19 protein-coding genes are annotated in these 23,724 nt (G+C 73.4%); all 19 read right to left on the bottom strand.

The annotated features are described in order from the left end of the window. Window positions 1-191: 191 nt before the first annotated feature. Window positions 192-1,592, bottom strand: a complete 1,401-nt coding sequence (locus ACIG3E_RS35585) for a nucleotide pyrophosphatase/phosphodiesterase family protein (protein WP_399624210.1) — start codon at window positions 1,590-1,592, stop codon at window positions 192-194. Continuing rightward, complete coding sequence (gene eboE / locus ACIG3E_RS35580; RefSeq protein ID WP_399624208.1) at window positions 1,589-2,794, bottom strand: metabolite traffic protein EboE; 1,206 nt, start codon at window positions 2,792-2,794, stop codon at window positions 1,589-1,591. Before eboE ends, ACIG3E_RS35585 begins: the two co-directional genes overlap by 4 nt. Window positions 2,795-2,797: 3 nt before the next feature. Further along, window positions 2,798-3,646: a TatD family hydrolase gene (locus ACIG3E_RS35575; protein WP_399624206.1), complete on the bottom strand. Its 849-nt coding sequence runs from the start codon at window positions 3,644-3,646 to the stop codon at window positions 2,798-2,800. Further along, complete coding sequence (locus tag ACIG3E_RS35570) at window positions 3,646-4,344, bottom strand: EboA domain-containing protein (protein ID WP_399624204.1); 699 nt, start codon at window positions 4,342-4,344, stop codon at window positions 3,646-3,648. The genes ACIG3E_RS35575 and ACIG3E_RS35570 overlap by 1 nt, the downstream gene beginning before the upstream one ends. Next, on the bottom strand, window positions 4,341-5,414 hold the full coding sequence (locus ACIG3E_RS35565; protein WP_399624202.1) for a sugar phosphate isomerase/epimerase family protein: 1,074 nt from the start codon (window positions 5,412-5,414) through the stop codon (window positions 4,341-4,343). Before ACIG3E_RS35565 ends, ACIG3E_RS35570 begins: the two co-directional genes overlap by 4 nt. After that, window positions 5,411-6,703, bottom strand: a complete 1,293-nt coding sequence (locus ACIG3E_RS35560; protein WP_399624200.1) for a UbiA family prenyltransferase — start codon at window positions 6,701-6,703, stop codon at window positions 5,411-5,413. The genes ACIG3E_RS35565 and ACIG3E_RS35560 overlap by 4 nt, the downstream gene beginning before the upstream one ends. A gap of 2 nt (window positions 6,704-6,705) precedes the next feature. After that, entirely contained in the window at window positions 6,706-8,052 is a 1,347-nt protein-coding gene (locus ACIG3E_RS35555; protein ID WP_399624299.1) for an inositol-3-phosphate synthase, read from the bottom strand. Between the two features lie 95 nt (window positions 8,053-8,147). Further along, entirely contained in the window at window positions 8,148-9,560 is a 1,413-nt protein-coding gene (locus ACIG3E_RS35550; protein WP_399624198.1) for a ThuA domain-containing protein, read from the bottom strand. A gap of 15 nt (window positions 9,561-9,575) precedes the next feature. Beyond that, window positions 9,576-12,023, bottom strand: coding sequence for a PQQ-dependent sugar dehydrogenase (locus tag ACIG3E_RS35545; RefSeq protein ID WP_399624196.1), 2,448 nt, complete (start codon window positions 12,021-12,023; stop codon window positions 9,576-9,578). Between the two features lie 390 nt (window positions 12,024-12,413). Further along, on the bottom strand, window positions 12,414-13,412 hold the full coding sequence (locus ACIG3E_RS35540; RefSeq protein WP_399624194.1) for a sugar phosphate isomerase/epimerase family protein: 999 nt from the start codon (window positions 13,410-13,412) through the stop codon (window positions 12,414-12,416). A gap of 49 nt (window positions 13,413-13,461) precedes the next feature. Beyond that, window positions 13,462-14,862 (bottom strand): Gfo/Idh/MocA family protein, encoded by a 1,401-nt coding sequence (locus ACIG3E_RS35535; RefSeq protein WP_399624191.1) that lies wholly within the window; start codon window positions 14,860-14,862, stop codon window positions 13,462-13,464. Window positions 14,863-14,928: 66 nt separating this feature from the next. After that, a complete protein-coding gene (locus ACIG3E_RS35530; protein ID WP_399624189.1) occupies window positions 14,929-15,978 on the bottom strand; it encodes a substrate-binding domain-containing protein in 1,050 nt (349 codons plus the stop codon). A gap of 24 nt (window positions 15,979-16,002) precedes the next feature. Further along, window positions 16,003-17,022: an ABC transporter permease gene (locus ACIG3E_RS35525; protein ID WP_399624187.1), complete on the bottom strand. Its 1,020-nt coding sequence runs from the start codon at window positions 17,020-17,022 to the stop codon at window positions 16,003-16,005. Next, entirely contained in the window at window positions 17,019-18,695 is a 1,677-nt protein-coding gene (locus ACIG3E_RS35520) for an ATP-binding cassette domain-containing protein (RefSeq protein WP_399624185.1), read from the bottom strand. The genes ACIG3E_RS35525 and ACIG3E_RS35520 overlap by 4 nt, the downstream gene beginning before the upstream one ends. 98 nt (window positions 18,696-18,793) lie before the next feature. Continuing rightward, window positions 18,794-19,975 (bottom strand): ROK family transcriptional regulator, encoded by a 1,182-nt coding sequence (locus tag ACIG3E_RS35515; RefSeq protein ID WP_242726096.1) that lies wholly within the window; start codon window positions 19,973-19,975, stop codon window positions 18,794-18,796. 389 nt (window positions 19,976-20,364) lie between these two features. After that, on the bottom strand, window positions 20,365-21,042 hold the full coding sequence (locus ACIG3E_RS35510) for a GntR family transcriptional regulator (protein ID WP_399624183.1): 678 nt from the start codon (window positions 21,040-21,042) through the stop codon (window positions 20,365-20,367). Window positions 21,043-21,141: 99 nt separating this feature from the next. Then, on the bottom strand, window positions 21,142-22,089 hold the full coding sequence (locus tag ACIG3E_RS35505) for a beta-ketoacyl-ACP synthase III (RefSeq protein WP_399624180.1): 948 nt from the start codon (window positions 22,087-22,089) through the stop codon (window positions 21,142-21,144). A 123-nt stretch (window positions 22,090-22,212) separates the two neighbouring features. After that, window positions 22,213-22,374 (bottom strand): hypothetical protein, encoded by a 162-nt coding sequence (locus tag ACIG3E_RS35500; RefSeq protein WP_172382705.1) that lies wholly within the window; start codon window positions 22,372-22,374, stop codon window positions 22,213-22,215. After that, the gene (locus tag ACIG3E_RS35495; RefSeq protein WP_399624178.1) at window positions 22,343-23,677 is read right to left on the bottom strand and encodes an OFA family MFS transporter; all 1,335 of its coding nucleotides are present in this window, start codon (window positions 23,675-23,677) and stop codon (window positions 22,343-22,345) included. Before ACIG3E_RS35495 ends, ACIG3E_RS35500 begins: the two co-directional genes overlap by 32 nt. Window positions 23,678-23,724: the final 47 nt, after the last annotated feature.

Raw genomic sequence — 23,724 nt, 5'->3', positions numbered from 1 at the left:
CCCAGGAAGGGGTCAGGGTGGTGTCAGGGATGGGTTCGAAGAACGCCTCGGGGTCAGGTCAGGGGCGAACCCTGATGGCAACGCCCGCGCTCTCTGGTTCAGTGGAAACCACGCGGACGGGGCGGCGTGGACGACGCCACCGCCGAGCGGGGCGCTGACGGCGCCGCGTCCGCGTGAGCGCTCGCGGGCCTTCAGTCCAGTCCGGCGAGCCGGAGCAGCAGGGACTTCACATCGGTGGCCGCGACGCGGCCGGTGACAGCGCGGGGGGTGGAGCACAGAATGAGCGGTCCGGAATCGGGATCCTCGCTCGTGGGGAGGCGGCCGTGGCTGCCGCGAATAGGTGACGGGTCCAGGGGCACCACCGCCATGCGGTAGCGCATGCCGAGCTTCTTGCGTGCGAGCGCGCCCGCGGCCTTCAGCCGGACGTAGGGATCCTCGGGGTCCATGAACAGTTCGACCGGGTCGTAGCCGGGTTTGCGATGGATCTCGACGAGCTGCGCGAAGTCGGGCGCGCGGGCGTCGTCGAGCCAGTAGTAGTACGTGAACCAGGCGTCGGCCTCGGCCACGGCGACCAGCTCCCCCGAGCGGGGATGGTCCAGGTGGTGGGCCTTCTTCCCCTCGTCGTCGAGGAGTTGGTCGATACCGGCCAGGCCGTCGAGGGCCGCGCGGGTGGCCTCCACGTCCTCGGGGCGCCGCACGTACACGTGGGCGATCTGGTGGTCCGCGACGGCGAAGGCCCGGGAAGCCATCGGGTCGAGGTACTCCATGCCGTCCTGGGTGTGCACGTCCAGGAGTCCGGCGCGGCGCAGCGCGCGGTTGATGTCGACGGGGCGGCTCACCCGTGTGATGGCGTACTCGGACAGGGCGACGACGGTCCGGCCCTCGGCCTTCGCGTCTTCGAGGAGCGGGGCGATCACCGCGTCCAGGTCGGCGGCGGCCTGGTGGGCGCGCGGGTCGTCGGGGCCGAATCGCTGCAGGTCGTAGTCGAGATGAGGGAGGTAGCACAGGGCGAGGTCAGGTTGGCGGGTATCGATGATGTGGTGGGTGGCGTCCACGATCCACCGGCTGGAGACGATGTCCGCGCCGGGGCCCCAGAAGTGGAAGAGGGGGAACGTGCCGAATTTCTCGGTGAGTTCGTCGTGCAGGGCCGGGGGCCGGGTGTAGCAGTCGGGTTCCTTGCGGCCATCTGCGTAGTACACGGGGCGGGGGGTGACGGTGATGTCGGTGTCGGCGCCCATGGCGTACCACCAGCAGATGTTGGCGACGGTATAGCCGGGGTGGGCGCGGCGGGCGGCGTCCCACAGCTTGTCGCCCGCGACGAGGCCGTTGTGCTGGCGCCACAGCAGGACCTCGCCGAGCTCGCGGAAGTACCAGCCGTTGCCGACGATGCCGTGCTCAGCGGGGGTGGCGCCGGTGAGGAACGTCGATTGGGCGGCGCAGGTGACGGCGGGCAGGACGGTGCCGAGGGGTGCTCGGGAGCCGGATTCGCCGAGGGCCGCGAGGTGGGGCATATGGGCGAGCAGCTGGGGGGTGAGGCCGACGACGTCGAGGACGAGGAGCGGGTTCGGCCGTCCTGGAACGGGAGGTGTCATGGCAGTTCCTTCAGGCCGAGGTCCGTCAGGAGGTCGCGGGCGAGGGTGAGTTCGGCGGCGATGCCGTCGACGAGCTGGGGGCGGGCGCGCGGGCGCAGCTCGGGCGGGAGGGCCTGCCAGGTGTAGGTCTCGACCTCGAGGTGGCGGGTGCGTGAGTGCGGTCCGCCGACGAGCAGGGCGAGCGTGTCCTTGAGGACGGAGAGCGTGGAGGTGAGCGGCGGCGCGGGGGCCGCGTGCAGCGGTACGTGGAAGTGGGCGCGCCAGGGTGCCGTGTCGGGCAGGGCGCCGGGGGCGAGGGCCTCGCCGAGGTCGTCGGTGCCGCGCAGGACGGCGCCCGGGGCTCCCGCCGTGGCCGGGCGGGCGGGGCCGTGCGGCACGGTGCGGGTCTGGTGCAGGAAGCGGGGCTCGTCGAAGGCGGCGAGGGCCGCGCGTACTTCGGGGAGGTGGGGGTGTTCGGCGTGCAGGGCGGCGGAGAGCTGGGTTTTGACGACGGGGATGCCCGCGGCGGCGAGGGCGTCGAGGGCGGTGTGCGGGTCTTCGAAGGAGGTGGCGAGGTGACAGGTGTCGACGCAGACGCCGATGCGGTGGTGGCCGACCTCGGTGAGGGGTTCGATGGCGTCGCCGGTGGTCTCGACGGTGCAGCCGGGTTCGGGTTCCAGGCCGACGCGGATGGACCGCCCGGTGAGTTCGGCGAGGGCGTCGAGGCGCTGGGCGAGCGAGCCGAGGGCGGCGCGGGCGGCCTGGGCGCGGGCCGGGCCGAAGGCGGTGCGCCAGGCCAACGGCAGGGTGGAGATGGTGCCTTCGGTGACGTCGTCGGGCAGCAGTTGGGCGAGGACGCGGGCCAGGGAGGTGGTGTGCTCCAGGCGCTCGGGGTCGGCCCAGTCCGGCTTGTAGACGCGGTACTTGACCTCGGCGGAGCCGAAGCCCTCATAGGGGAAGCCGTTGAGGGTGACCACTTCCAGGCCGCGCCGGTCGAGTTCGGTGCGCAGCCCGCGCACCGCGGCCGGGTCCGTGACGAGGGCGTGGGCGGCGTCCTTGGCGAGCCACAGCCCGATGCCGAGGCGATCGCGGCCGAGCCGCTTGCGGACGGGTTCGCAGTGGTCGCGGAGCTGGGCGAGGACACCGTCGAGGGTCTCGGCGGGGTGGACGTTCGTGCAGTAGGCGAGGTGGACGGTGGAGCCGTCGGGATGGCGGAAGCGCATGGGTCACGCCCCGCCGCGGAGGATGGAGTTGCCCTCGTGGGTGGCGTCGGTGTCCGCGACGTCCAGGGCGAGGCGGCCACTGAGCCCGTAGAAGGCGATGGGGTTGCGCCACAGCACGCGGTCGACGTCGTCCTCGGTGAACCGGGCGTCGAGCATCGCGTCGCCGACCTTGCGGGTCTTGAGGGGGTCGCTCCTGCCCCAGTCGGCCGCCGAGTTCACGAGGACGTGCTCCGGGCCGTACTGGCGCAGGATCGCGACCATCCGCTCCTCGTCCATCTTGGTGTCGGGATAGATGGAGAAGCCGAGCCAGCAGCCCGCGTCCTTGGCTTCTTTGACAGTGGTCTCGTTGAGGTGGTCGATCAGGACCCGGTCCAGGGGCAGCGCGGACTCCGCGACGACGTCCAGGGTGCGGCGCAGTCCCGCGAGTTTGTCGCGGTGCGGGGTGTGCACGAGCGCGGGCAGCTCGTGGTAGGCGGCGAGCTGCAATTGCGCCGCGAGGGCGGTGTCCTCGGCGGGTGTCATGGAGTCGTAGCCGATCTCGCCGACGGCGACGACGTTGTCCTTCACCAGATACCGGGGCAGCAGGTCGAGGACGGGGGTGCAGCGCGCGTCGTTCGCCTCCTTGGGGTTGAGCGCGATCGTGCAGTGGTGGGCGATGCCGTATTGGGCGGCGCGGAAGGGCTCCCAGCCGAGGAGGGAGTCGAAGTAGTCGACGAAGGAGGCGGGCGAGGTGCGGGGCTGCCCCAGCCAGAAGGCCGGTTCGACGACGGCGCGCACCCCTGCGGCGTGCATGGCCTGGTAGTCGTCGGTGGTGCGGGAGCTCATGTGGATGTGGGGGTCGAAGATGCGCATCAGGACTCCTGCTCCTCGCCGATCGGGGTCGAAGGGGCCGTGACGGTCACGGAAGCCACTGGGTCCGGGCGGTCCGAAGGGTCCGGTGGGGCGGCCAGGGCCAGGACGCGACGCAGATCGCCGGGGACGGGGCGGCCGGCGGCGGTGCGTTCGTCCGCGTAGTCGGCGAGCATCCGGGCCAGTTCGGCGTCGGCGTGGGCCCGGCGCTCCAGGTCGGCGACGGCGTCCACGGGCACACCGGTGAACAGGCACTTGAGGACGGCGTGCCGCCAGGCGTGCGAGGGGAGGTGAGCGGCGGCGTAGGGGCCGAGGGCGGCGGCGAGGAGGCGGGTGTCGTTGGTGCGCAGGGCGTCGTCGACCAGCGGCAGCGCGTCGGGGCCCGCCACCAGGAGAGGGAGGGAGCGCAGGACGGCGCGGCGTTCGGCGGCGGTGCCCTGGTCGTAGAGGCGGGTGAGGGTGGCGGTGTCGGCGCGGGCGGCGTGGAGCAGCAGCAGGCGGGCGGCGTCGGCGTGCTCGGGCCCGCACCGGCGACCGGCCTCGGCGAACCGCAGCTCCCAAGTGGGATGGGCGGCCAGGTCGTCGGCGGTGGGGTTCGCGGTGGCTTCGGCGACGGCCTGGTCGAGCCAGGCACGGGCGGCGCCACCGAGGGTGGCGTCGAGGCGGGAGCGGAGGTCGGCGACGGCGGGCGTGTCGGTCACGGGGTTCGTCCTCGGGGTGAGGCCTCGCGGGGCGGCGGCGGGACAGTGACAGGACCGGAGGGAGCACGAGGGGAGGTGAGGGTGCCGCGGGGGTCGAGATGTGGCCGCGCGATGGCGGCGGCCCGGCGGAGGAAGTCCAGCGACTGGGCGGCGAGTTGTGGGCCCGCATGGGAGTGGCGGGGCAGCTCGACGACGGTCAGGCCTTGGTAGCCGGTGTCGGCGAGGGCGCGTAGGACGGGCGGGAAGTCGATCTCGCCGTCACCGAAGGGGAGGTGTTCGTGGACGCCTCGGCGCATGTCCTCGATCTGGACGTGCCGCAGCCACGGGGCGGCGGCGCGGACGCAGTCGGCGGGCGGCTGCGGTTCGAGGCACTGGCAGTGGCCGATGTCGAGGGTCAGACCCAGGAGTTCGGGGTCGCCGAGGAGATGACGGAGGTGGTGGAAGTCGGCGAGGGTGGCGAGGAGATGGCCGGGTTCGGGCTCGACGGCCAGCGGCAGGCGGGCCTCGGACGCGGCGTCCAGGACGGGCAGGAGCGCGTCGGTGAGCCGCGACCAGGCGGTGTCCACGGGGGTGCCGTCCGGTGTGATGCCGCTGAAGCAGTGCACGGCGAGGGCGCCGAGGTCCGTGGCGACCTGCACGGCGCGGACGAGGAGGCGGACCCGTTCGGCACGGCCCTGCGGGTCGGGGTCCAGCAGGGAGGGCCCGTGCTTGCGGCGTGGGTCGAGCACATAGCGGGCGCCCGTCTCCACGGTGACCGTCAGCCCCAGCCGGTCCAGGCGCCGGGCCACCCTCCGGGTGCGGGCGGCCAGGTCGGGGGCGAGGGGGTCGAGGTGCATGTGGTCGAGCGTGAGGCCGACACCGGAGTAGCCGAGGTCGGCGAGGAGGCCGAGGGCGTCGTCGAGACGGAGGTCGGTGAGGCCGTTGGTGCCATAGCCGAAGCGGAGGTGCGCGGGGGCGCCGTCAGCGGGGTGACCTGCGGCCGGGGCCGCCGGGGAGGCCGGGGCTCCGGCGCCGGGGCCATCGCAGCGCGAGGCTCCCCGCGCGGGTGGGCGCTCGTTCGCGGCGGTCATGTGACGCTCACCCGGCGGGCGAAGCGGCGGGCCGCCGGGGCCAGGCTCGCTGCGACGAGGGCGCTGCCGAGAGCTCCGGACCGCGCGGCGAGCGCGGCCTGCAGCGGGATGAGGGCACGGATGCCGCCGCCGACGGCGCGCTGGGTCAAGGGAGGTGAGGGGTTCAGGGCCGCGTGGAGGAAGGGCCGACCGGCGGTCGCGGTGTAGGCCAGGGCGAGGGCGGTCCGGGTGAGGGCACCGGGGTCTACGGCCGGGCGGGCCGGTCGCGTGGTGCCCGGCAGGCCGAGCCTGGCTGCTGGCCGTCGGCCTGCCGGGAGCGGAGGGCCGTCCGCCGTCTGCGGGAGTGCAGGAGGGTCGTGCGCCGCCCGCCAGTGCGAAGGAGGACCGCCCGCTGGCCGCCGAGGCCGGGCCACCGCGTGGGCCAGCGCGAGGGTCGTGGCGAGAGCGCCCAACGGGGCCGTGGTTGAGCCGCCTTGGGTCTCATGGCGGGAGACGGAGGTGACGGCGAAGGTGTGCGCGCCGAGGGCCAGGGCGGCGGGCAGCGCGGAGCTCACCCGGCCCGCGCTCCCCCGGAGGGCCCGTCCCGAACGGACCACCCGGGGAGGCCGACCTGGGCCACTTACACGCCAGGCCCTGCCAGGGCCGTCGCCCCCGGCTGCCCCGGCGGACCCCGCGGCATCGACTGGCCGGGCAGCCCCCGCAGTCCTGGTAACCGTGGCCGTCCTCGCGCGCCTGGCTGCCCCGTCGGTCCTCGCGGGTCCGGCAACCCCGGCTGGCCCGGCAGCCCCCCGCCCCCACCCCGCTCCCACGTGTCCCGCGCCCGACCCCGAAGCCGTAGCCATCGCACCGAGGAGGAGGTCCAGCGCTCGGGCCGTGGCCATGGTGGTGGGGCCTGCCTTGGTGTGCTTGAGGCTCAGGTCGTAGGCCCAGACGGTGCCTGCCAGGGCGGTGGCCACGGTGAGGGCGGGGCGGCCTGCTCGGGCGGCCAGGGCCAGGCCCGCGGCGGTCAGCGCGGCGGCGGCCGTGAGGGCGGCGGTGGGGTGGACGCGGCCGGAGGGGATGGGGCGGTGCGGGCGGTCCACGGCGTCCTCGGCGCGGTCGGCCCAGTCGTTGAGGGCCATGCCCGCCTCGTAGAGGCAGAGGGAGGAGGTGAGGGCGAGGGCGGTGCCCCGGCCGGGGCGCAGGCCGGTGGCGGCGGCGCCTGCCAGGGCGTCGCCGGGGACGGTGAACAGGGCGGGGAGCCGCAGGAGTTCGGCCCAGGCGCGGGCGTGGGCACGGAGGGAGGGCACGGTTACTCACCCCGTCCCTGGAGGCGGGCGGCGAAGGCGGTGAGCGCGGCGTACTGGTCCCCGAGGGCCGCGGGCGCGCCGGGGTCGGGGTCCTTGAAGTAGAAGGCGAGTTCGGGGCGGGGGCCGGTGAGGCCGTGGGTGTGGGCGGCGGAGAGGAGGCGGGCCAGATCGAGGATCAAGGGGGCGGCGAGGGCGGAGTCGCACCCCTGCCAGGTGGTCTGGAGGATCATGCGGGTGCCGAGGAAGCCGTCGAAGGCGATGTGGTCCCAGGCGGTCTTCCAGTCGCCGAGGGCGGGGACGTCGTCGATGTGGACGGCGCCCTGGGGGACGGCGCCGAGGGTGTCGGCGAGGACGCGCTCCTTGCCCGCGTTCTTGGCGGCGGCCGCGTCCGGGTCGGCGAGGGCGGCGCCGTCACCGCCGCCGAGGAGGTTCGTCCCGGACCAGGCGCGGACGGCCAGGGCCCGCTGGGCGAACATCGGGCCGAGCACGGAGCGAAGGAGGGTCTGGCCCGTCTTGCCGTCGCGGCCCGCGTACGGGAGCCCGCTGGACGTGGCGAGGTCGGCGAGGGCGGGGTGGTGCAGGCCGATGGAGGGGGTGAAGTTCACATAGGGGCAGCCCGCGCGGAGGGCCGCTGTCGCGTAGAGGGAGCTGGCCGGGAGGCGGCGGCCCGGGGGCGACCCCGCGCCGCGATGCAGTTCGGTGGGCCCGGCGTCACCGGTGACCTCGGCAGACCCGACAGCCCCCCTGGCCTCGGCAGGCCGGGGTGCCCCGGCGGACCCAGCCATCCCGAGAGGCCCGCTGTCCCCGGCAGCCCCGGCAGCCCCCGTCGCCCCGGCAGGCCCAGGTGTCGCCGCGAGCCGGGTCGGTTCCGTGGAGGCCACGTTGATGACGACCGCGCGGGTGAGGCCGTGGCGGTGGAGGAAGTCGGAGATTTCGGAGGTGAAGGCGGTGATGAGCTCCTCGTCGGTGCGGGTGTCGCCGGGCAGGGGGCCGCCGGTGCGGATCTCGGCGTCGGCGGCGACGAGTTCGGCGCGGATGGCCGTGGGCAGGCCGTGCGGCAGGACGCCCTGGGCGGCCAGTTGTTCGGCGCGTTTGGGCAGGGGGCACTCCACGGTGTCGTGGCCACCGAAGACGAGGGAGGACAGGGCGGGCAGCCCGGCGCGGGCGAAGGGCGGGGTCTCCGTGACCATGCCGGTCGGTGGGTGCAGTCCTGCCGATATCGCCGCGCAGCCCGCGACGGCCGTGGTCGCGACGGATCCCCGGGCGCCGATCAGCCACACCCCCGTGGGTTCCTCGGTAGCGGTAGTGGACACGGCTGCCTCCTGTCTCGGCACGCGGTCGGTGCGCATGCGCTCAGTCATCACATGTGCCTCGCGAGGAGGCAAGACGGCGACAAGACGTTGGGACGGTGGGCGGAGGTCCGGCGTCCTCCGCCCACCGCCGTCTATCGGGCGCCCGCTCCCTGGGCCTCGGGGGCGGGGGCGGGGGCCGCGGCCAGGTCCCGTACGCGGATGTCGCGGAAGGCGACCTGGTCGTCGGCACCGTGGTTCTGGATGCCGATGTGGCCGTCGCGCAGGCTGCGGGCGGGGTCGGTGTTGGTGTAGTCGTTGATCAGGGTGCCGTTGAGCCAGATCCGCAGGCGTTCGCCCTCGACGCGGAGTTCGTAGGTGTTCCACTGGCCCGGCGGGTTCAGGGCGCGGTCGCGGGCGGCCAGGTCGGCGGACTTGAAGCCGTACACCGATCCGGTGGTCTTCTCCGGGACGTCGGTGGCGTCGATCTGGATCTCGTAGCCGTTGTTGACGGCCGACCACGGGTCGTCGGAGGGCGGGAAGCCCACGAAGACACCGGAGTTGTCGCCCTTGTCGGACCCGGTCATCTTCCAGTCGAGCTTGAGGGAGTAGGAGGCGAAGGAGCGGTGGGCGTACCAGAGGAGGCCCATGCCGCCGACGGAGGTGAGGGTGCCGTCGGCGGCCAGGGCGAAGGACCCGGGCCCGGCCTGTTTCCACCGGGTGAGGGAGGCGGCGGTGCCGTCGAACAGGGAGGTGTAGCCCTGCTCGGGGCGGCAGTCGGCCCGAGCGGCGCCCGTGGCGTACTGGATGCCGCCGAGGAGGTGGCGGCGGAAGGCGGGGTCGGCGTAGGACTGCTTGGTGTGGCCGCCGCCGGTGTAGAAGGAGCGCCCGGCGCCGCCGTCGACGGAGCTCTGGCACCAGGCGATGGGGTGGTCGCCGCCCATCGAGCCGCCGCTGTACGAGGACTCGTCGAGGGAGGCCAGGATCCGGGCCCGAGTGCGGGGGTTGGAGCGGTAGTTGTACCACTCGTCGGTGCGGTCCCAGTCGGCGCCGAGGTGGGCCGTCGCCGGGTGGGCGTGGTCCTCGACCTTGATCTTCGCGGGCTGGACGGCCGGGTGCGACTGGAAGTGGGCGCCGACGAGGTCGCCGTAGAAGGGCCAGTCGTACTCGGTGTCGGCGGCCGCGTGGACGCCGACGTAGCCGCCGCCCGCGCGGACGTATCGTTCGAAGGCGGTCTGCTGGGCGGAGTTGAGGACGTCGCCGGTGGTGGAGAGCCAGACGACGGCGTCGTAGCGGGACAGGTTCTTGGGGGTGAAGGCGCGGGCGTCGTCCGTGGCGTCGACGGAGAAGCCGTGGGCGGCGCCCAGGTCCCGGACGGCGGCGATGCCGTCCGGGATCGAGTCGTGGCGGAAACCGGCGGTCTTGGAGAAGACCAGGACCCGTTCGCCGTCGCCGCCCGTACGCCCGCCGTCGTCGGGGTCGGGCCGGGACTGTGCGGGGCCCGAGGCGCACCCGATCAGCAGGGTGGCGGCCGCCGTGGCGACGACGAGCCGCGCGCGTGCGCGCATCGCGGTGCCTCCCTCTCAGCTCGTGGTGAAGGTGAAGTCGTCGACGTCGTACAGGGCGCCCGTGCCCGCGCCCTTGAAGACCAGATAGAGCGTGGTCGTCCCCGCGGGCGCGCCCGTGAGGGCCGTGCTGACGTCGGTGTACGTCTCCCACGACCCGGTCGGGTCGACCTTGGCGCTGCCGAGCAGCGTGCCGTCGGCCGCGCCCGCGCGGATCTCCAGGGTGCCGCCGGAGCCCGCGGAGGCGACGCGTGCCGTCAGCTTCGTGGCGTTGCTCAGCTGGTAGGGCGTGAAGGAGATCCAGTCGCCGTTGTGGATGTCACCGACCGTCTTGCCGCCGTGGGCGGGGGTGTGGCTGATGACGCTCACGCCCTGGGAGGCGCCGTAGTGCTCGGCCTGGCGGTGCCGGGTCTGGGTGACGTTCTGGTCGTGGGTGGTCAGCGGGGGCTGGCCGTTGGCGCCTTGGTCGGTGTACTCGGCGTCGAAGACGCCGAAGATGTTCGCGTTCGGGTCGTGCTCGCTGTCCGCGGACGTCTGGAGGGTGCCTGCGCAGCCGTTCGCGGAGGTGACCGGGTGGCCGTGGCTGTCGTGGCCGAGGATGTGGGTGACCTTGACCTTGGAGCAGTCGACGGCGCCGTCCTCGGGATCGGTCACGGTCACCTTGAAGGGCACCTTGTCACCGAAGGTGAACAGCTGTCCGTCGCCGGGGAGTTCCAGCTTCACGGTGGGCGCGGTGTTGCCGACGGTGACGTGCGCGCTCGCGGTGCCGGTGCGGCCGCCGGGGTCCTTGGCGGTGACGGTCGCGGTGTAGACGCCGTTCTTGTCGTACGTGTGCGAGGGGTTCTGCTCGGTGGACGTGGTGCCGTCGCCGAAGTCCCAGGCGTAGGTGAGCGCGTCGCCGTCGGCGTCCGTGGCCTTGGCCGTGAACTGGGTCTTCAGCGGGGCCTGGCCGCTGGTCACCGTGGCCGCGGCCTCGACGACCGGCGAGTGGCCGCCGGTGGCGTTCTCGATGCGGTACAGGGCGGAGTTGTGGTCGCCGTTGAAGTAGCCGGTGCCGTAGTCGAGGACGTACAGCGCCCCGTCCGGGCCGAACTCCATGTCCATCACCTGGGTGCCCTTCCAGGGGAAGGCGTTGATGGACTTCACGGCGCCGTCCGCGCCCTGGTCGATGCGCTTGATCCAGCGCCGTCCGAACTCACCCGCGAAGTAGTTCCCGTCGTAGGCCTGGGGGAACTTCACCAGCGATGCCAGGTTCGCGTCGTAGCGGTAGACCGGGCCGCCCATCGGCGACTCCGAGCCGGTGCCGAACTCCGGGACCGAGCCGCCGTCGTACGGGATCCACGCGGGCTGCGCGGGCGGCAGCTGGGTCAGCCCGGTGTTGCGCGGCGAGGTGTTGCGCGGGGCGGCGCAGTCGAAGGCCGCGCCGGAGGCGCCGGTGGCGAAGTCGTAGTCGACGTAGGCGTCGTTCTTGCCGGTGCAGTACGGCCAGCCGTAGTTGCCGGGCTTCGTCACGCGGGTGAACTCGACCTGTCCGGCCGGGCCGCGCTTCGGGTCGGCCTTGCCCGCGTCGGGGCCGTAGTCGCCGAGGTACACGATGCCGGTGGGCTTGTCGACGCTCATCCGGAAGGGGTTGCGGAAGCCCATCGCGTAGATCTCCGGGCGGGTCTTCGCGGTGCCCTTGGCGAAGAGGTTGCCGCGGGGGACGGTGTACGAGCCGTCGTCCCTGACCTTGATGCGGAGGATCTTGCCGCGCAGGTCGTTGGTGTTGGCGGCGGTGCGCTGGGCGTCGTACGCGGGGTTGCGGCTCGCGCGCTCGTCGATGGGGGTGTAGCCGTCGGAGGCGAAGGGGTTGGAGTCGTCGCCGGTCGAGAGGTAGAGGTTGCCCTGCCGGTCGAAGTCGATGTCGCCGCCGACGTGGCAGCAGATGCCGCGGCTCGCGGGGACGTCGATGACCTTCTTCTCCCCGGCCAGGTCCAGGGTGCCGTCGGGCTTGAGCACGAAGCGGGACAGCCGGTTCACGCCGTCGAACTTCTTGAAGTCCGCCGCGGTGCCGTCGCTGGGCGCGTCGCCCGCGGGGGTGCTCAGGCGCGGGGCGTAGTAGAGGTAGACCGCCCTGTTCTTGCGGAAGTTCGGGTCGATGCCGACGCCTTGCAGGCCTTCCTCGTCGTGCGTGTACACCGGGATCCTACCGGCGACCTTCGTTACTCCCTTGGCGTCCGTCAGGCGCACCGTGCCGTCGCGGGAGGTGTGCAGGACCGAGCGGTCGGGGAGCACGGCGAGGGTCATGGGCTCGCCCATCTCCGGCTCGCCCTTGGCGAGGGTGACCTGCTGGAAATCCTCCGCGCGCGGCCCCGACGGCGCTTGGGCCGTGCTGTGGGGGGCGGCGACGGTGAGGGTGGCGGCGGTGAGGAGGGTGCCGGTGAGCAGGGCGAGGGCCTTGCGGGGGGTGGGGCGCGGTCTGTGCACGGGGTCCTCCGGTCGGGGGCCGTGTGGAGCTGGCGGGTGCCTGGCGCCCGGGGTGCGCCGTCACCCCGGGGATATGTCCTGTACACCTCAGCGACGGTAGCCGCGTTTGTCCGTGGCGGAAAGCCCTTGTGCGGTGGGGGTGTTGGGCTTCTTCCTTGGGCGGGACAAAGTGAGTGTTCCTCGCGGTGCGCCCCAGACCCACCCCTTCCCGAACCAGGGGCTGGCCGCCCCTGGCACCCCGCCGCCCCTGGCACTCCGGCCGCCCATCGCGCTGGCGCGCTCGTCCTCAAACGCCGGACGGGCTGAAGGGTCTCGACCGCGGCCCAGCGGACGGTTCCAGCCCGTCCGGCGTTTGAGGACGAGCGCGGAGCGCCGATGAACGGCCAGGGGCTACTTCGCGAAGGCCGCGTCGAAGGAGGTCGTGGGGGGCTCGTAGTCGTACGACTTGAGGTGGCGGAGGGCCTCGGGGGCGCCCTGGAGGCGGTCCATGCCCGCGTCCTCCCACTCGACCGAGATCGGGCCGTCGTAGGAGATGGCGCGCAGCATGCGGAAGACGTCCTCCCAGGGGACGTCCCCGTGACCCGCCGAGACGAAGTCCCAGCCGCGGCGCGGGTCGCCCCAGGGCAGATGGGAGCCGAGGCGGCCGTTGCGGCCGTCGAGGCGGCGCCGGGCCTCCTTGCAGTCGACGTGGTAGACGCGCTCGCGGAAGTCCCAGAGGAACGACACCGGGTCGAGGTCCTGCCACACGAAGTGCGACGGGTCGAAGTTGAGGCCGAAGGCGGGGCGGTGGCCGACGGCGTCCAGGGCCTGCCGCGTGGTCCAGTAGTCGTACGCGATCTCGCTCGGGTGGACCTCGTGGGCGAAGCGGACGCCCTCCGCGTCGAACACGTCCAGGATCGGGTTCCAGCGCTCCGCGAAGTCCTCGTAGCCGCGCTCGATCATCGACGCGGGCGCGGGTGGGAACATCGCCACGAGGTGCCAGATCGCCGAGCCGGTGAAGCCGACCACCGTCCGTACGCCGAAGGCCGCGGCCGCGCGCGCCGTGTCGGCCATCTCGGCGGCGGCCCGGCGCCGCACGCCCTCCGCGTCACCGTCGCCCCAGATGCGGGCGGGCAGGATCGCGCGGTGGCGCTCGTCGATGATGGCGTCGCACACCGCCTGCCCGACGAGGTGGTTGGAGACGGCCCAGCACTTCAGGCCGTACTTGTCGAGCAGCGCGCGGCGGCCGTCCGCGTACGACGGGTCGGCGAGGGCCTTGTCGACCTCGAAGTGGTCGCCCCAGCAGGCGAGTTCGAGGCCGTCGTAGCCGAAGTCGCGGGCCAGCGAGCAGACCTCCTCCAGGGGCAGATCCGCCCACTGGCCGGTGAAGAGGGTGAACGAGCGGGGCATGGCCGGTTCCTTTCCCTAAGGCGGACGTCGCGCGGGCTGTCGCGGGGGCTCAGGTCGCCGCCGGTGCGGCCGCGACCGGCGTGTACACGGAGTTCTTCTGCGCGCTCTCCTCCACCGCGGCGAGCACGCGCTGCACGGCGAGCCCGTCGGCGAAGGAAGGTTCGGGCGCGGTGCCGGTGGCGATGGCGTGCAGCAGGTCGCGGGCCTGGTGCACGAAGGTGTGCTCGTAGCCGAGGCCGTGGCCGGGCGGCCACCAGGCCGCCAGGTAGGGGTGGGTGGACTCGGTGACGAGGATGCGGCGGAACCCGGCCGACGCGGCGGGTTCGGTGTGGTCGTGGAAGGAGAGCTCGTTCAGGCGCTCCAGATCGAAGGCCAACGAGCCGTCGGAGCCGTTGAGTTCGAGGCGCAGCGCGTTCTTGCGGCCCGCCGCGAACCGCGTGGCCTCGAAGGTGGCGAGGGCGCCGGAGGGGAAGCGGGCCGTGAAGACGGCGGCGTCGTCGACCGTGACCTGGCCGACCGCGCCCCGGCCCGTCCCGGCACCGCCTGCCCCCGCCCCGGCGCCACCCGCTCCGGCACCGTCCGCCCCCGCGCCGTCCGTCCCGGCTCCCCCCGCCCCCGCGCCATCCGCCCCCGCGCCGCCCGCCGCGAGCCCCCGCGACGCGCCCTCCAGCAGGGGACGTTCCCGTACGAACGTCTCCGTCAGGGCCGACACGCCCGCGACGTGCTCGCCCGTCAGGTAGTGCGCGAGGTCCACGATGTGCGCGCCCAGGTCGCCGAGGGCCCCCGAGCCCGCCCGGTCCCTGCGCAGCCGCCACGTCAGCGGGAAGCCGGGGTCGACCAGCCAGTCCTGGAGGTAGGTGAGGCGTACGTGGCGCAGCGTCCCGAGGCGGCCCGCGGCGACCAGCTCGCGGGCGAGTGCGAGGGCGGGCACGCGCCGGTAGTTGAAGCCGACCATGGCCACCTGCCCGCGGCCGCGGGCCCGTTCGGCGGCGGCGACCATGGCCTCCGCCTCCTCCACGGTGTTGGCGAGCGGCTTCTCGCACAGCACGTGCTTGCCCGCCTCCAGGGCGGCGATGGCGATCTCCGCATGGCTGTCGCCGGGGGTGCAGACATCGACGAGGTCGACGTCGTCCCGGGCGATGAGCGCGCGCCAGTCGGTCTCGGCGGCCGCCCAGCCGAGCCGGTCGGCGGCGGCGCGCACGGCCGCGCCGTCACGGCCGCAGACCGCCGCGAGCCGCGCGTCGAGAGGCAGGTCGAAGACGCGCCCCACGGTCCGCCAGCCCTGGGAGTGGGCGGCGCCCATGAAGGCGTAGCCGACCATCCCGACGCCGAGGCGGCGCCGCGCGGCCGCCGGGCTCCCCGTCGGCCCGACCCCGGAAGCGGCAGCCCCGGAAGCGGCGACCCCAGAAGCGGCAGCCCGGGAAGCGGCCTCGTGCTCCGTCTCACTCATGCGGTAACTCCTCCTGGTCGGCGCGTCGACGCCTGGTTCGCGGTTCCTGCGCGGGCTGGGGGCACCTCACTTGAAGCCGGTGGACATGTACTGGTCGACGTTGTCCTTGTCGACGACGGCCGAGTAGAGCGTGAGGGAGGCCGGGATCTCGTGCTCGGCCATGCCGCCGATGCCCTTGCCCTGGCCGAGCGCGCGGGCGAGGTCGATCGCGGACGCCGCCATCGTCGGCGGGTACAGGACGGTGGCCTTCAGCACGCCCCGGTCGGCCTTGATCTCCTGGAACGCGGAGAGGGCGCCCGCGCCGCCGACCATCAGGAAGTCGTCGCGTCCGGCCTGCTTGATGGCGCGCAGGGCGCCGACTCCCTGGTCGTCGTCGTGGTTCCACAGGGCGTCGATGTTCTTCTGCGCCTGGAGCAGCTGCGACATCTTGGCCTGGCCGGACTCGACGGTGAACTCGGCGGCCTGCCGGGCGACCTTCTCGATGTTGGGGTAGTTCTTCAGGGCGTCGTCGAAGCCCTTGGTGCGCTGCTTGGTCAGCTCCAGGTTGTCGAGCCCGGCGAGCTCCACGACGCGGGCGTTCCTCGTGCCCTTGAGCTTCTCGCCGATGTAGTGCCCGGCGTTGAGGCCCATGCCGTAGTTGTCGCCGCCGATCCAGCAGCGGTAGGCCTGCGCGGAGGCGAAGATCCGGTCGAGGTTGACCACCGGGATCCCGGCCTTCATGGCCTTCAGGCCGACCCGGGTGAGGGCCTTGCCGTCGGCGGGCAGGATGACGAGGACGTCGACCTTCTTGTTGATGAGGGTCTCGACCTGGCCGATCTGGGCGGCCGTGTCGTTGGAGCCCTCGGTGGCCTCCAGGGTGACGTCCTCGTACTTCTTCGCCCGCTCCTTGGCGTTGTCGTTGATGGCGTTCAGCCAGCCGTGGTCGGCCTGCGGTCCGGCGAAGCCGATGGTGACTTCCTTGCCGGGCTTGTCGTCGACGGGCCGGTTGTCGCCCGCGGGCGCGTCGTCGCTGTCGGAGTCCTTCGGCTCGTTGCTGGTGCAGCCCGTCAGGACGGCCCCCGCGGACACGGCGGCCGCCCCGAAGAGCAGCCCTCTGCGGCTCGTGCTGTGTGGCATGGCGGTGACCCCTTCGGATGGTGGTCAGGTGGTGGCCGTACGGCGCTGCACCAGGACGGCGGCGACGATGATCGCCCCCTTGGCGATCTGCTGGACGGCGGTCTCCAGGTTGTTGAGCGCGAAGATGTTGGTGATCGTGGTGAAGATCAGCACGCCGAGCACGGAGCCGGTGATGGTGCCGCGCCCGCCGCTGAGCAGGGTGCCGCCGATGATCGCGGCGGCGATGGCGTCGAGTTCGTACAGGTTGCCGTTGGTGTTCTGGCCCGAGCCCGACAGGACGACCAGGAGGAAGGCCGCGATGCCGCAGCACAGGCCCGAGAGCAGATAGAGGTAGAGCCGCTGCCGTCGTACGTCGATCCCGGCCAGGCGCGCGGCCTCCGCGTTGCCGCCCACCGCGACCGAGCGGCGCCCGAACGTGGTGCGGTTGAGCAGCAGCCAGCCGACGAGGGTCACGCCCGCGAAGACGAGCACGAGCGGCGGGACGCCGAGCACGTACGCGTCGCGCTCGCCCAGCTTCAGGACGCCGTCGACGGTGACCATCTGGGTCTTGCCGTCGGTGATCTCCAGGGCCAGGCCGCGCCCCGAGGCCAGCATGGCGAGCGTCGCGATGAACGGCACCATGCCGCCGTACGCGATGAGCAGCCCGTTGACGAGCCCGCAGCCGAGGCCGACGACGACGGCCGTGAAGAGGATCCCCGCGAAGCCGTACTCCTGGGTGGCGACGGTCGTCGCCCACACCGAGGCGAGCGCGACGATCGCGCCGACGGACAGGTCGATGCCGCCGGAGATGATGACGAAGGTCATGCCGACGGTGACGACGCCGATGACGGACGCCTGGGTGAGGATCAGCTGGACGTTGTCGGTGTCGAGGAACGCGTCGGGCTGGGTGACGCCGCCGATCACGACCAGGACGGCCAGGACGCCGAGCAGCGACAGGGTCCGCAGGTCGGCGCGGGCGACGAGGGCCCGCAGGGGGCCGCGCGCGCCCTCCGCCGGGGGGCTCTTCTCGGTGACGGGCCGGGCGGGCGATGCGGGCTGCGTCATGACTCCGGGCTCCCTTCCGTGGTGACGGTGCCTTCCGGGCCTCGACGGTCTTGGGGGCGAGCCGGGCCTGCGGGGCCTACCGGGTCCGCGGGGCCTGCCGGTTCTTCGGGGCCTGCCGGGTCCGCGGGGCCGCCCGGGCTCGCCCGGCCCGCCGCCGTGCCGGACGCCAGGACCAGGTCCAGTACGCGGTGTTCGTCCAGCTCGCGCGCGGGCGCCGTGTGCACCACCCGGCCCTCGCGCAGCACCAGGACGCGGTCGGCGAGGCCCAGGACCTCGGGCACCTCGCTGGAGACGAGCAGCACGGCCAGGCCCTCGTCGGCGAGGCGCCGCACCACGGCGTACAGCTCGGCGCGGGCGCCGACGTCGACGCCGCGCGTCGGCTCGTCGAGCAGCAGGACCCGGCAGCCGCGCAGCAGCCACCGGGCGAGGACGGCCTTCTGCTGGTTGCCGCCGGACAGCGTGCGTACGGGCGCCGAGGGGTTGTCGGGCCGGAGCGACAGCTCCCGCGTCGCGGCGCGGGCGGCCTCCCGCTCCGTGCCCCGGTCCAGCCAGCCGCCGCGCGAGAAGCGGGACATGGAGGACACCGACACGTTGCGCGTGACGGACTCCAGCATCAGCAGGGCCTGCGCCTTGCGCTCCTCGGGGGCGAGGCCGAGCCCCGCGCGCACGGCCGCGCGGACGCTGCCGGGGCGCAGGGCCTTGCCGTGCACGCGGACGTGACCCGCGGTCGGCTTGCGCGCGCCGTAGATGGTCTCCAGGATCTCGGACCGCCCGGAGCCGACGAGCCCGGCGAGCCCGACGATCTCCCCGGGCCGCAGTGCCAGGTCCAGGGGTGCGAACTCGCCCTCCCTGGTCAGGCCGTGGACGGTGAGGAGCGGCTCGGACGGCAGTTGTCGCGCGTCCCTTTCGGGCCGCTTCGGGAAGACGTACTCCACGCTGCGGCCCGTCATCAGCGCGACGATCTCGCGCGTCGGCGTCTGTCGCGCGGGCAGCCCGACCGCGACGGCCCGGCCGTCCTTCAGGACGGTGACGCGGTCGCCGATGCGGCGGATCTCCTCGAGCCGGTGCGAGATGTACACGACCGCGACGCCGTCGGCGGTGAGGTCGCCGACGATGCGGAAGAGGTTGTCGACCTCGTCCGGGTCGAGCGCGGCCGACGGCTCGTCCATGACGATGAGACGTACGTCGTGCGAGAGCGCGCGGGCCATCGACACGATCTGCCGCTGGGCGGCGGACAACTCCCCCACGAGGCGGGCGGGGCTGATCTCGGCGTGCCCGAGCCGCGTGAGCAGAGCGGCGGTCGACGCCTGGGCCGCGCCTCTGCGGACGACGCATCCGGCCCTAGTCGGCTCGTGTCCGAGGAAGACGTTCTCGGCCACGGACAGGTGCTCGACCAGGTCGAGTTCCTGGTAGATGGTGGCGATGCCGAGCCGCATGGCGGCGATCGGCGAGCGCAGGGTGACCGGGTCCCCGCGCCAGGCGATCGTGCCGCCGTCGGGCTGGTGGGCACCCGCGAGGACCTTGATGAGCGTGGACTTGCCCGCGCCGTTCTGACCGAGCAGACAGTGCGTTTCACCGGCCTGTACGTGCAGGTCGACGCCGTCGAGCGCGCGGACGCCGGGGAACGACTTGGTGATGCCGGACATGCGGAGCAGCGGTGGTTCTGGTGCCATGACGGTTCCCCCGTACGGGTGTGGCCGGTTTCAGGCAGAGCAGGGTGAGCGCTGTGCTGGGTGTGCCGGAAGAGGGGCCCGGGGACCGTGGGGGCGGGTCAGGCCGGTGAGAACAGGTGGTCGCTGATGAGCCGGGCGCCGCCGGTGACTCCGGCGGCGGGGCCGAGCTCGCCGAGGACGATGGGGAGGTTGCCGGTCGCGAGGGGCAGCGACTGGCGGTAGACCTGGGTGCGGATCGCGGCGAGCAGGGTGTGGCCGAGGCCGGTGACCCCGCCGCCGATCACCACGAGGCCGGGGTTGAAGAAGCTGACGAGGCCCGCGATGACCTGGCCGGTGCGGTTGCCGCCGGCGCGGATCAGGTCGAGCGCGGTGGGGTCGCCCGCGGCGGCCGCCGCGGCGACGTCGGCGGCCGTGAGCGCGCCCGCCGCCTCGAGGCGGGCGGCGAGCTCCGGCGAACGGCCCTGGTGGGCGGCCTCCTGGGCGTCACGGGCGAGCGCGGCGCCGCTGAAGTGGGCCTCCAGGCAGCCCTTGTTGCCGCAGGCGCAGGGGCGCCCCTCGGGTTCCACCTGGATGTGGCCTATGTCGCCCGCGCTGCCGGTCGTGCCCCGGTACACCTGGCCGCCGACGACGATGCCGCAGCCGATGCCGGTACCGATCTTGACGCAGAGGAAGTCGCCCACGGAGCGGGCCACGCCCGCGTGCTGCTCCCCCATCGCCATCAGGTTCACGTCGTTGTCGACCATGACCGGGCAGCCGAGCTCCTGGCTGAGCGCCTCCCGCACGGGGAAGCCGTCCCAGCCGGGCATGATCGGCGGGGCCACGGGCACGCCCTCGGGGAAGCGGACGGGGCCCGGCACGCCGATGCCCGCGCCGTCGAAGCCCTCCGCGAGGCCCGACGCCCGGAGCTTCGCGGCCATGACGAGGACCTGCTCGAAGACCGCGACCGGGCCTTCGCGCACGTCCATGGGCTGGTTGAGGTGGCCGAGCACCTCCAGCTCGGCGTTGGTGACGGCGACGTCGACCGAGGTGGCGCCGATGTCCACGCCGAGGAAGCGGAGGTTCGGGGCGAGGCGGATGTTGTGGGAGCGGCGGCCGCCGCGGGACGCGGCGAGGCCGTCGGCCACCACGAGTCCCGTCTCCAGGAGGCGGTCCACCTCCACGGCCAGCTTGGACCGCGACAGGTCCACCTGGTCGCCCAGTTGGGCGCGGGAGTTGGGGCCGCCGTCGCGCAGCAGGCGCAGCAGGCGCGCCTGGTGCGCGTTGGCGGGCCGTGCCGTCATGCGTCTCACGCGCCCCTCCCGCCTCATCGGCCTTGTCCCTCTTGCGTGTTGGGCTTTCGAGGGGAACGTAGCAGTGGGTGCCGGGAGTGGGAAGAACTTGCGCGGGAATTGCCCTCCACTTTCTCCTGCGGCAGGACAAAGCCGGGCCTCGCGGCGCGCCCCAGACCCGCCCCTTCCCGATCCGGGGGCTCCGCCCCCGTGCCCCCGTTTGTCGGCGCTCCGCGCCTCGTCCTCAAACGCCGGACGGGCTGAATTCCCACGGCGCGCGCCGGAGATTTTCAGCCCGTCCGGCGTTTGAGGACGAGCGCGCCAGTGCGATGGAGGGGCGGGTGGGCGGGGAAGAGCCCGCCCGGCGATTGAGGGCGGGCGGGCGGGAGGGAAGCGTCCCGTCAGGCGGGAGCGCGGTCGTGGTAGGTGCGGCGGGTGTGCTCCGTGTGGGCCCGCATCACGGCCACGGCCCGCACCTCGTCCCGCGCGGCGATCGCCGCGATCAGCTCCCGGTGCTCGACCCAGGAGCGGATCCCCCGCTGCCGCGCCACCGGCGTGTAGTACCAGCGGACCCGGCCGTCCACCCGGCCCGCGAGCTCGGCGAGGACCACGTTGCCCGCGAGCTCCATGACCTTGGCGTGGAAGGCCGCGTTCGTGGCGACGACGAGGTCGACGTCCCCGTCGGCGACGGCCGACTCCCCCCGGGCGCACAGCTCTTCGAGGGCGGCGATGCCCGCGGAGCCCGCGTTCGCCGCGGCCAGGCGGGCCGCCTCCGCCTCCAGGAGCGTACGGACCGTGAGCAGCTGGTCCGCCTCCTCCTCCGTCGGCTCGTGGACGAACGCGCCCTGCGCGGGCCTGAGGTCCACCCAGCCCTCGGTGTTGAGCCGCTGGAGGGCCTCGCGCACCGGCTGCCGGGAGACGCCGAGGTGTCCGGCCAGCTCGCTCTCGACGAGGTGCTGGCCGGGCCTGAGGGCGCGGGTGGTGATGAGTTCGAGCAGCGCCTCGTAGACGCGCTCGCGCAGCGGGCCCGGCCGTTCCAGCTTGGGCACCGTCCCCTGCGGCAGTCCTGCGGACAACATCCCGTCCCCCTCCTGCGCCTCCTGGGCATGGGCTTTTGTCTACAGTTTACCGAGCACCACGGCCGGGGCCAGAAGGAGTTGGGCCCGCATCGGCCCGCGTCACGGGCAGCGCACGACCTGCCCCGCGTACGACAGGTTCCCGCCGAAGCCGAAGAGCAGCACCGGGTCGCCGGTGACGATCTCGCCCCGCTCGACCAGCTTGGAGAGCGCGAGCGGCACGGACGCGGCCGAGGTGTTGCCCGAGTCGACCACGTCGCGGGCGACCACCGCGTTCACGGCGCCGATGCGCTCGGCGAGCGGTTCGACGATGCGCAGGTTGGCCTGGTGCAGGACGACCGCCGCGAGATCGGCGGGGGTGAGCCCGGCCCGCTCGCAGGTCGCGCGGGCCAGCGGCGGCAGCTGCGTCGTCGCCCAGCGGTACACGCTCTGGCCCTCCTGGGCGAACCGCGCGGGCTGGCCCTCGATCCGCACCGCGTGCCCCATCTCCGGCACGGAGCCCCACAGCACGGGGCTGATGCCGGGCTCCTCGTCCTCCCCGCAGGCCTCGACGACGGCCGCGCCCGCGCCGTCGCCGACCAGGACGCACGTGGTGCGGTCCGTCCAGTCGGTGATGTCGGACATCTTGTCGGCGCCGATGACCAGGGCGCGGGTCGCGGCCCCGGCCCGTACGGCGTGGTCGGCGGTGGCGAGGGCGTGCGTGAAGCCCGCGCAGACCACGTTGACGTCCAGCGCGGCGGGCGAGGGCAGGCCGAGCCGGGCGGCCACACGCGCGGCCATGTTCGGCGAGCGGTCGATCGCCGTGGAGGTGGCCACGACGACCAGGTCCACGGACGCCGGGGCCCGGCCCGCCGCCGCGAGGGCCTTGGCGGCGGCGTGCGCGGCGAGCTCGTCGACGGGCTCCTCGGGGCCCGCGATGTGCCGGGTGCGGATGCCGACCCGGGAACGGATCCACGCGTCGCTGGTGTCCACCATGCCCGCCAGGTCGTCGTTGGTCAGCACCCTGGCGGGCTGGTAGTGGCCGACGGCGGCGATGCGTGAGCCGGGCATGGGCGGGTCCCCTCGTGGTGCCGGATGTGCGGGACCGTCCAGTCTGCTGAGCGACTCACGGGTAGCGGGTGACGTAATGCGACAGGATTGGGACCGCTCGTTTGGATGCTTCTCATCATCGCGTCACCCGGTGAAGAGCTGTCTGGCCTTGTGTACGAGTTCGTAGAGGCCGTATGCCAGCGGCACGGTCACCCAGAGCCAGGAGCCCAGGATCAGCGCGCGGCGGCGCGGCGGCGGCGCGGGGGCGCCCCCGTCAGCGGGCGGCGGGCTCGGCGGTGTCGTCATCGGCGGCCTCCTTCGGCGCGGCGAGGTGGTGGCGCGGGTGGACGGGGCGGACCAGTTCGTTGGCGACGAACCCGACGACCAGCAGACCGATCATGATCGAGAAGGAGAGCCCGTACCGGGCCGCGCCCTCCTTGCCCGCGCCCTCCTGCCGGTCGGCCACCCAGTTCACGATCAGCGGGCCGAGGACCCCGGCGAGCGACCAGGCCGTCAGGAGGCGGCCGTGGATGGCGCCCACCTGGTAGGTGCCGAAGAGGTCCTTCAGATACGCGGGGACGGTCGCGAAGCCGCCGCCGTAGAAGGAGAGGATGACCAGGGCGCAGCAGACGAACAGCGGCTTCGAGTCGTCGCCGAAGCGGGCGATGAGCAGGTACATCAGCGCGCCGACGCCGAGGTAGACCCGGTACACGTTCTTGCGCCCGAGGAGGTCGGAGGCGGACGACCAGCCGATGCGGCCCGCCATGTTCGCGGCCGAGAGCAGGGCGACGAACCCGGCGGCCGCCGACGCGGAGACCGGCGTCGAGGAGTCGGCGAAGAAGTCCGTGATCATCGGCGCGGCCTTCTCCAGGATGCCGATCCCGGCGGTCACGTTCATGCACAACACGACCCACAGGCACCAGAACTGCGGGGTGCGCACGGCCTCGCGGGCCGACACCTGGGGCCCGGCGGACGCGTCCGCCGCAGCCGGGCCGCGGGCGCCCCGCGGCGCCGGGACCCGTACCAGGAGCACGCCGAGCGCCATGAAGACCGCGTACGTCAGGCCGTGCACCAGGAAGGCGAGCGCGATGCCGGAGGAGTCCGTGCCGAAGGACTCCAGCATCCGCGCCGACCACGGCGAGGCGATGAGCGCGCCGCCCCCGAAGCCCATGATCGCGATGCCGGTGGCCGTGCCGGGCCGGTCGGGGAACCACTTGAGCAGCGTGGACACCGGGGAGATGTAGCCGATGCCGAGCCCGATGCCGCCGACGAAGCCGTAGCCGAGGACGACGAGCCAGTACTGCCGTGTGGCGGCGCCGAGCGCGGCGAGCAGGAAGCCGGAGGAGAAGCAGCCGAGCGCGACGGACATCGCCCAGCGCGGGCCGTTGCGCTCCACGAGCGTGCCGCCGAACGCGGCGGACAGGCCCAGCATGACGATGCCGAGCTGGAAGGGCAGCGCGCTCTGGGTGCCACTGAGGTCGAGCGCGGACTCCAGGGGCGGTTTGAAGACGCTCCAGGCGTAGGCCTGGCCGATGGAGAGGTGCACCGACAGGGCGGCGGGCGGCACGAGCCACCGGCTCCAGCCGGGAGGTGCGACGGGGGGCCTCATGATCCCGAACGGTAGGAATCCGGCGGGCCGTTGGGAAGGGGGCGGGC

Source organism: Streptomyces sp. NPDC053474 (genome assembly GCF_044544845.1).
Lineage (GTDB): Bacteria > Actinomycetota > Actinomycetes > Streptomycetales > Streptomycetaceae > Streptomyces.
This window is presented reverse-complemented; position numbering and strand designations above follow the sequence as displayed.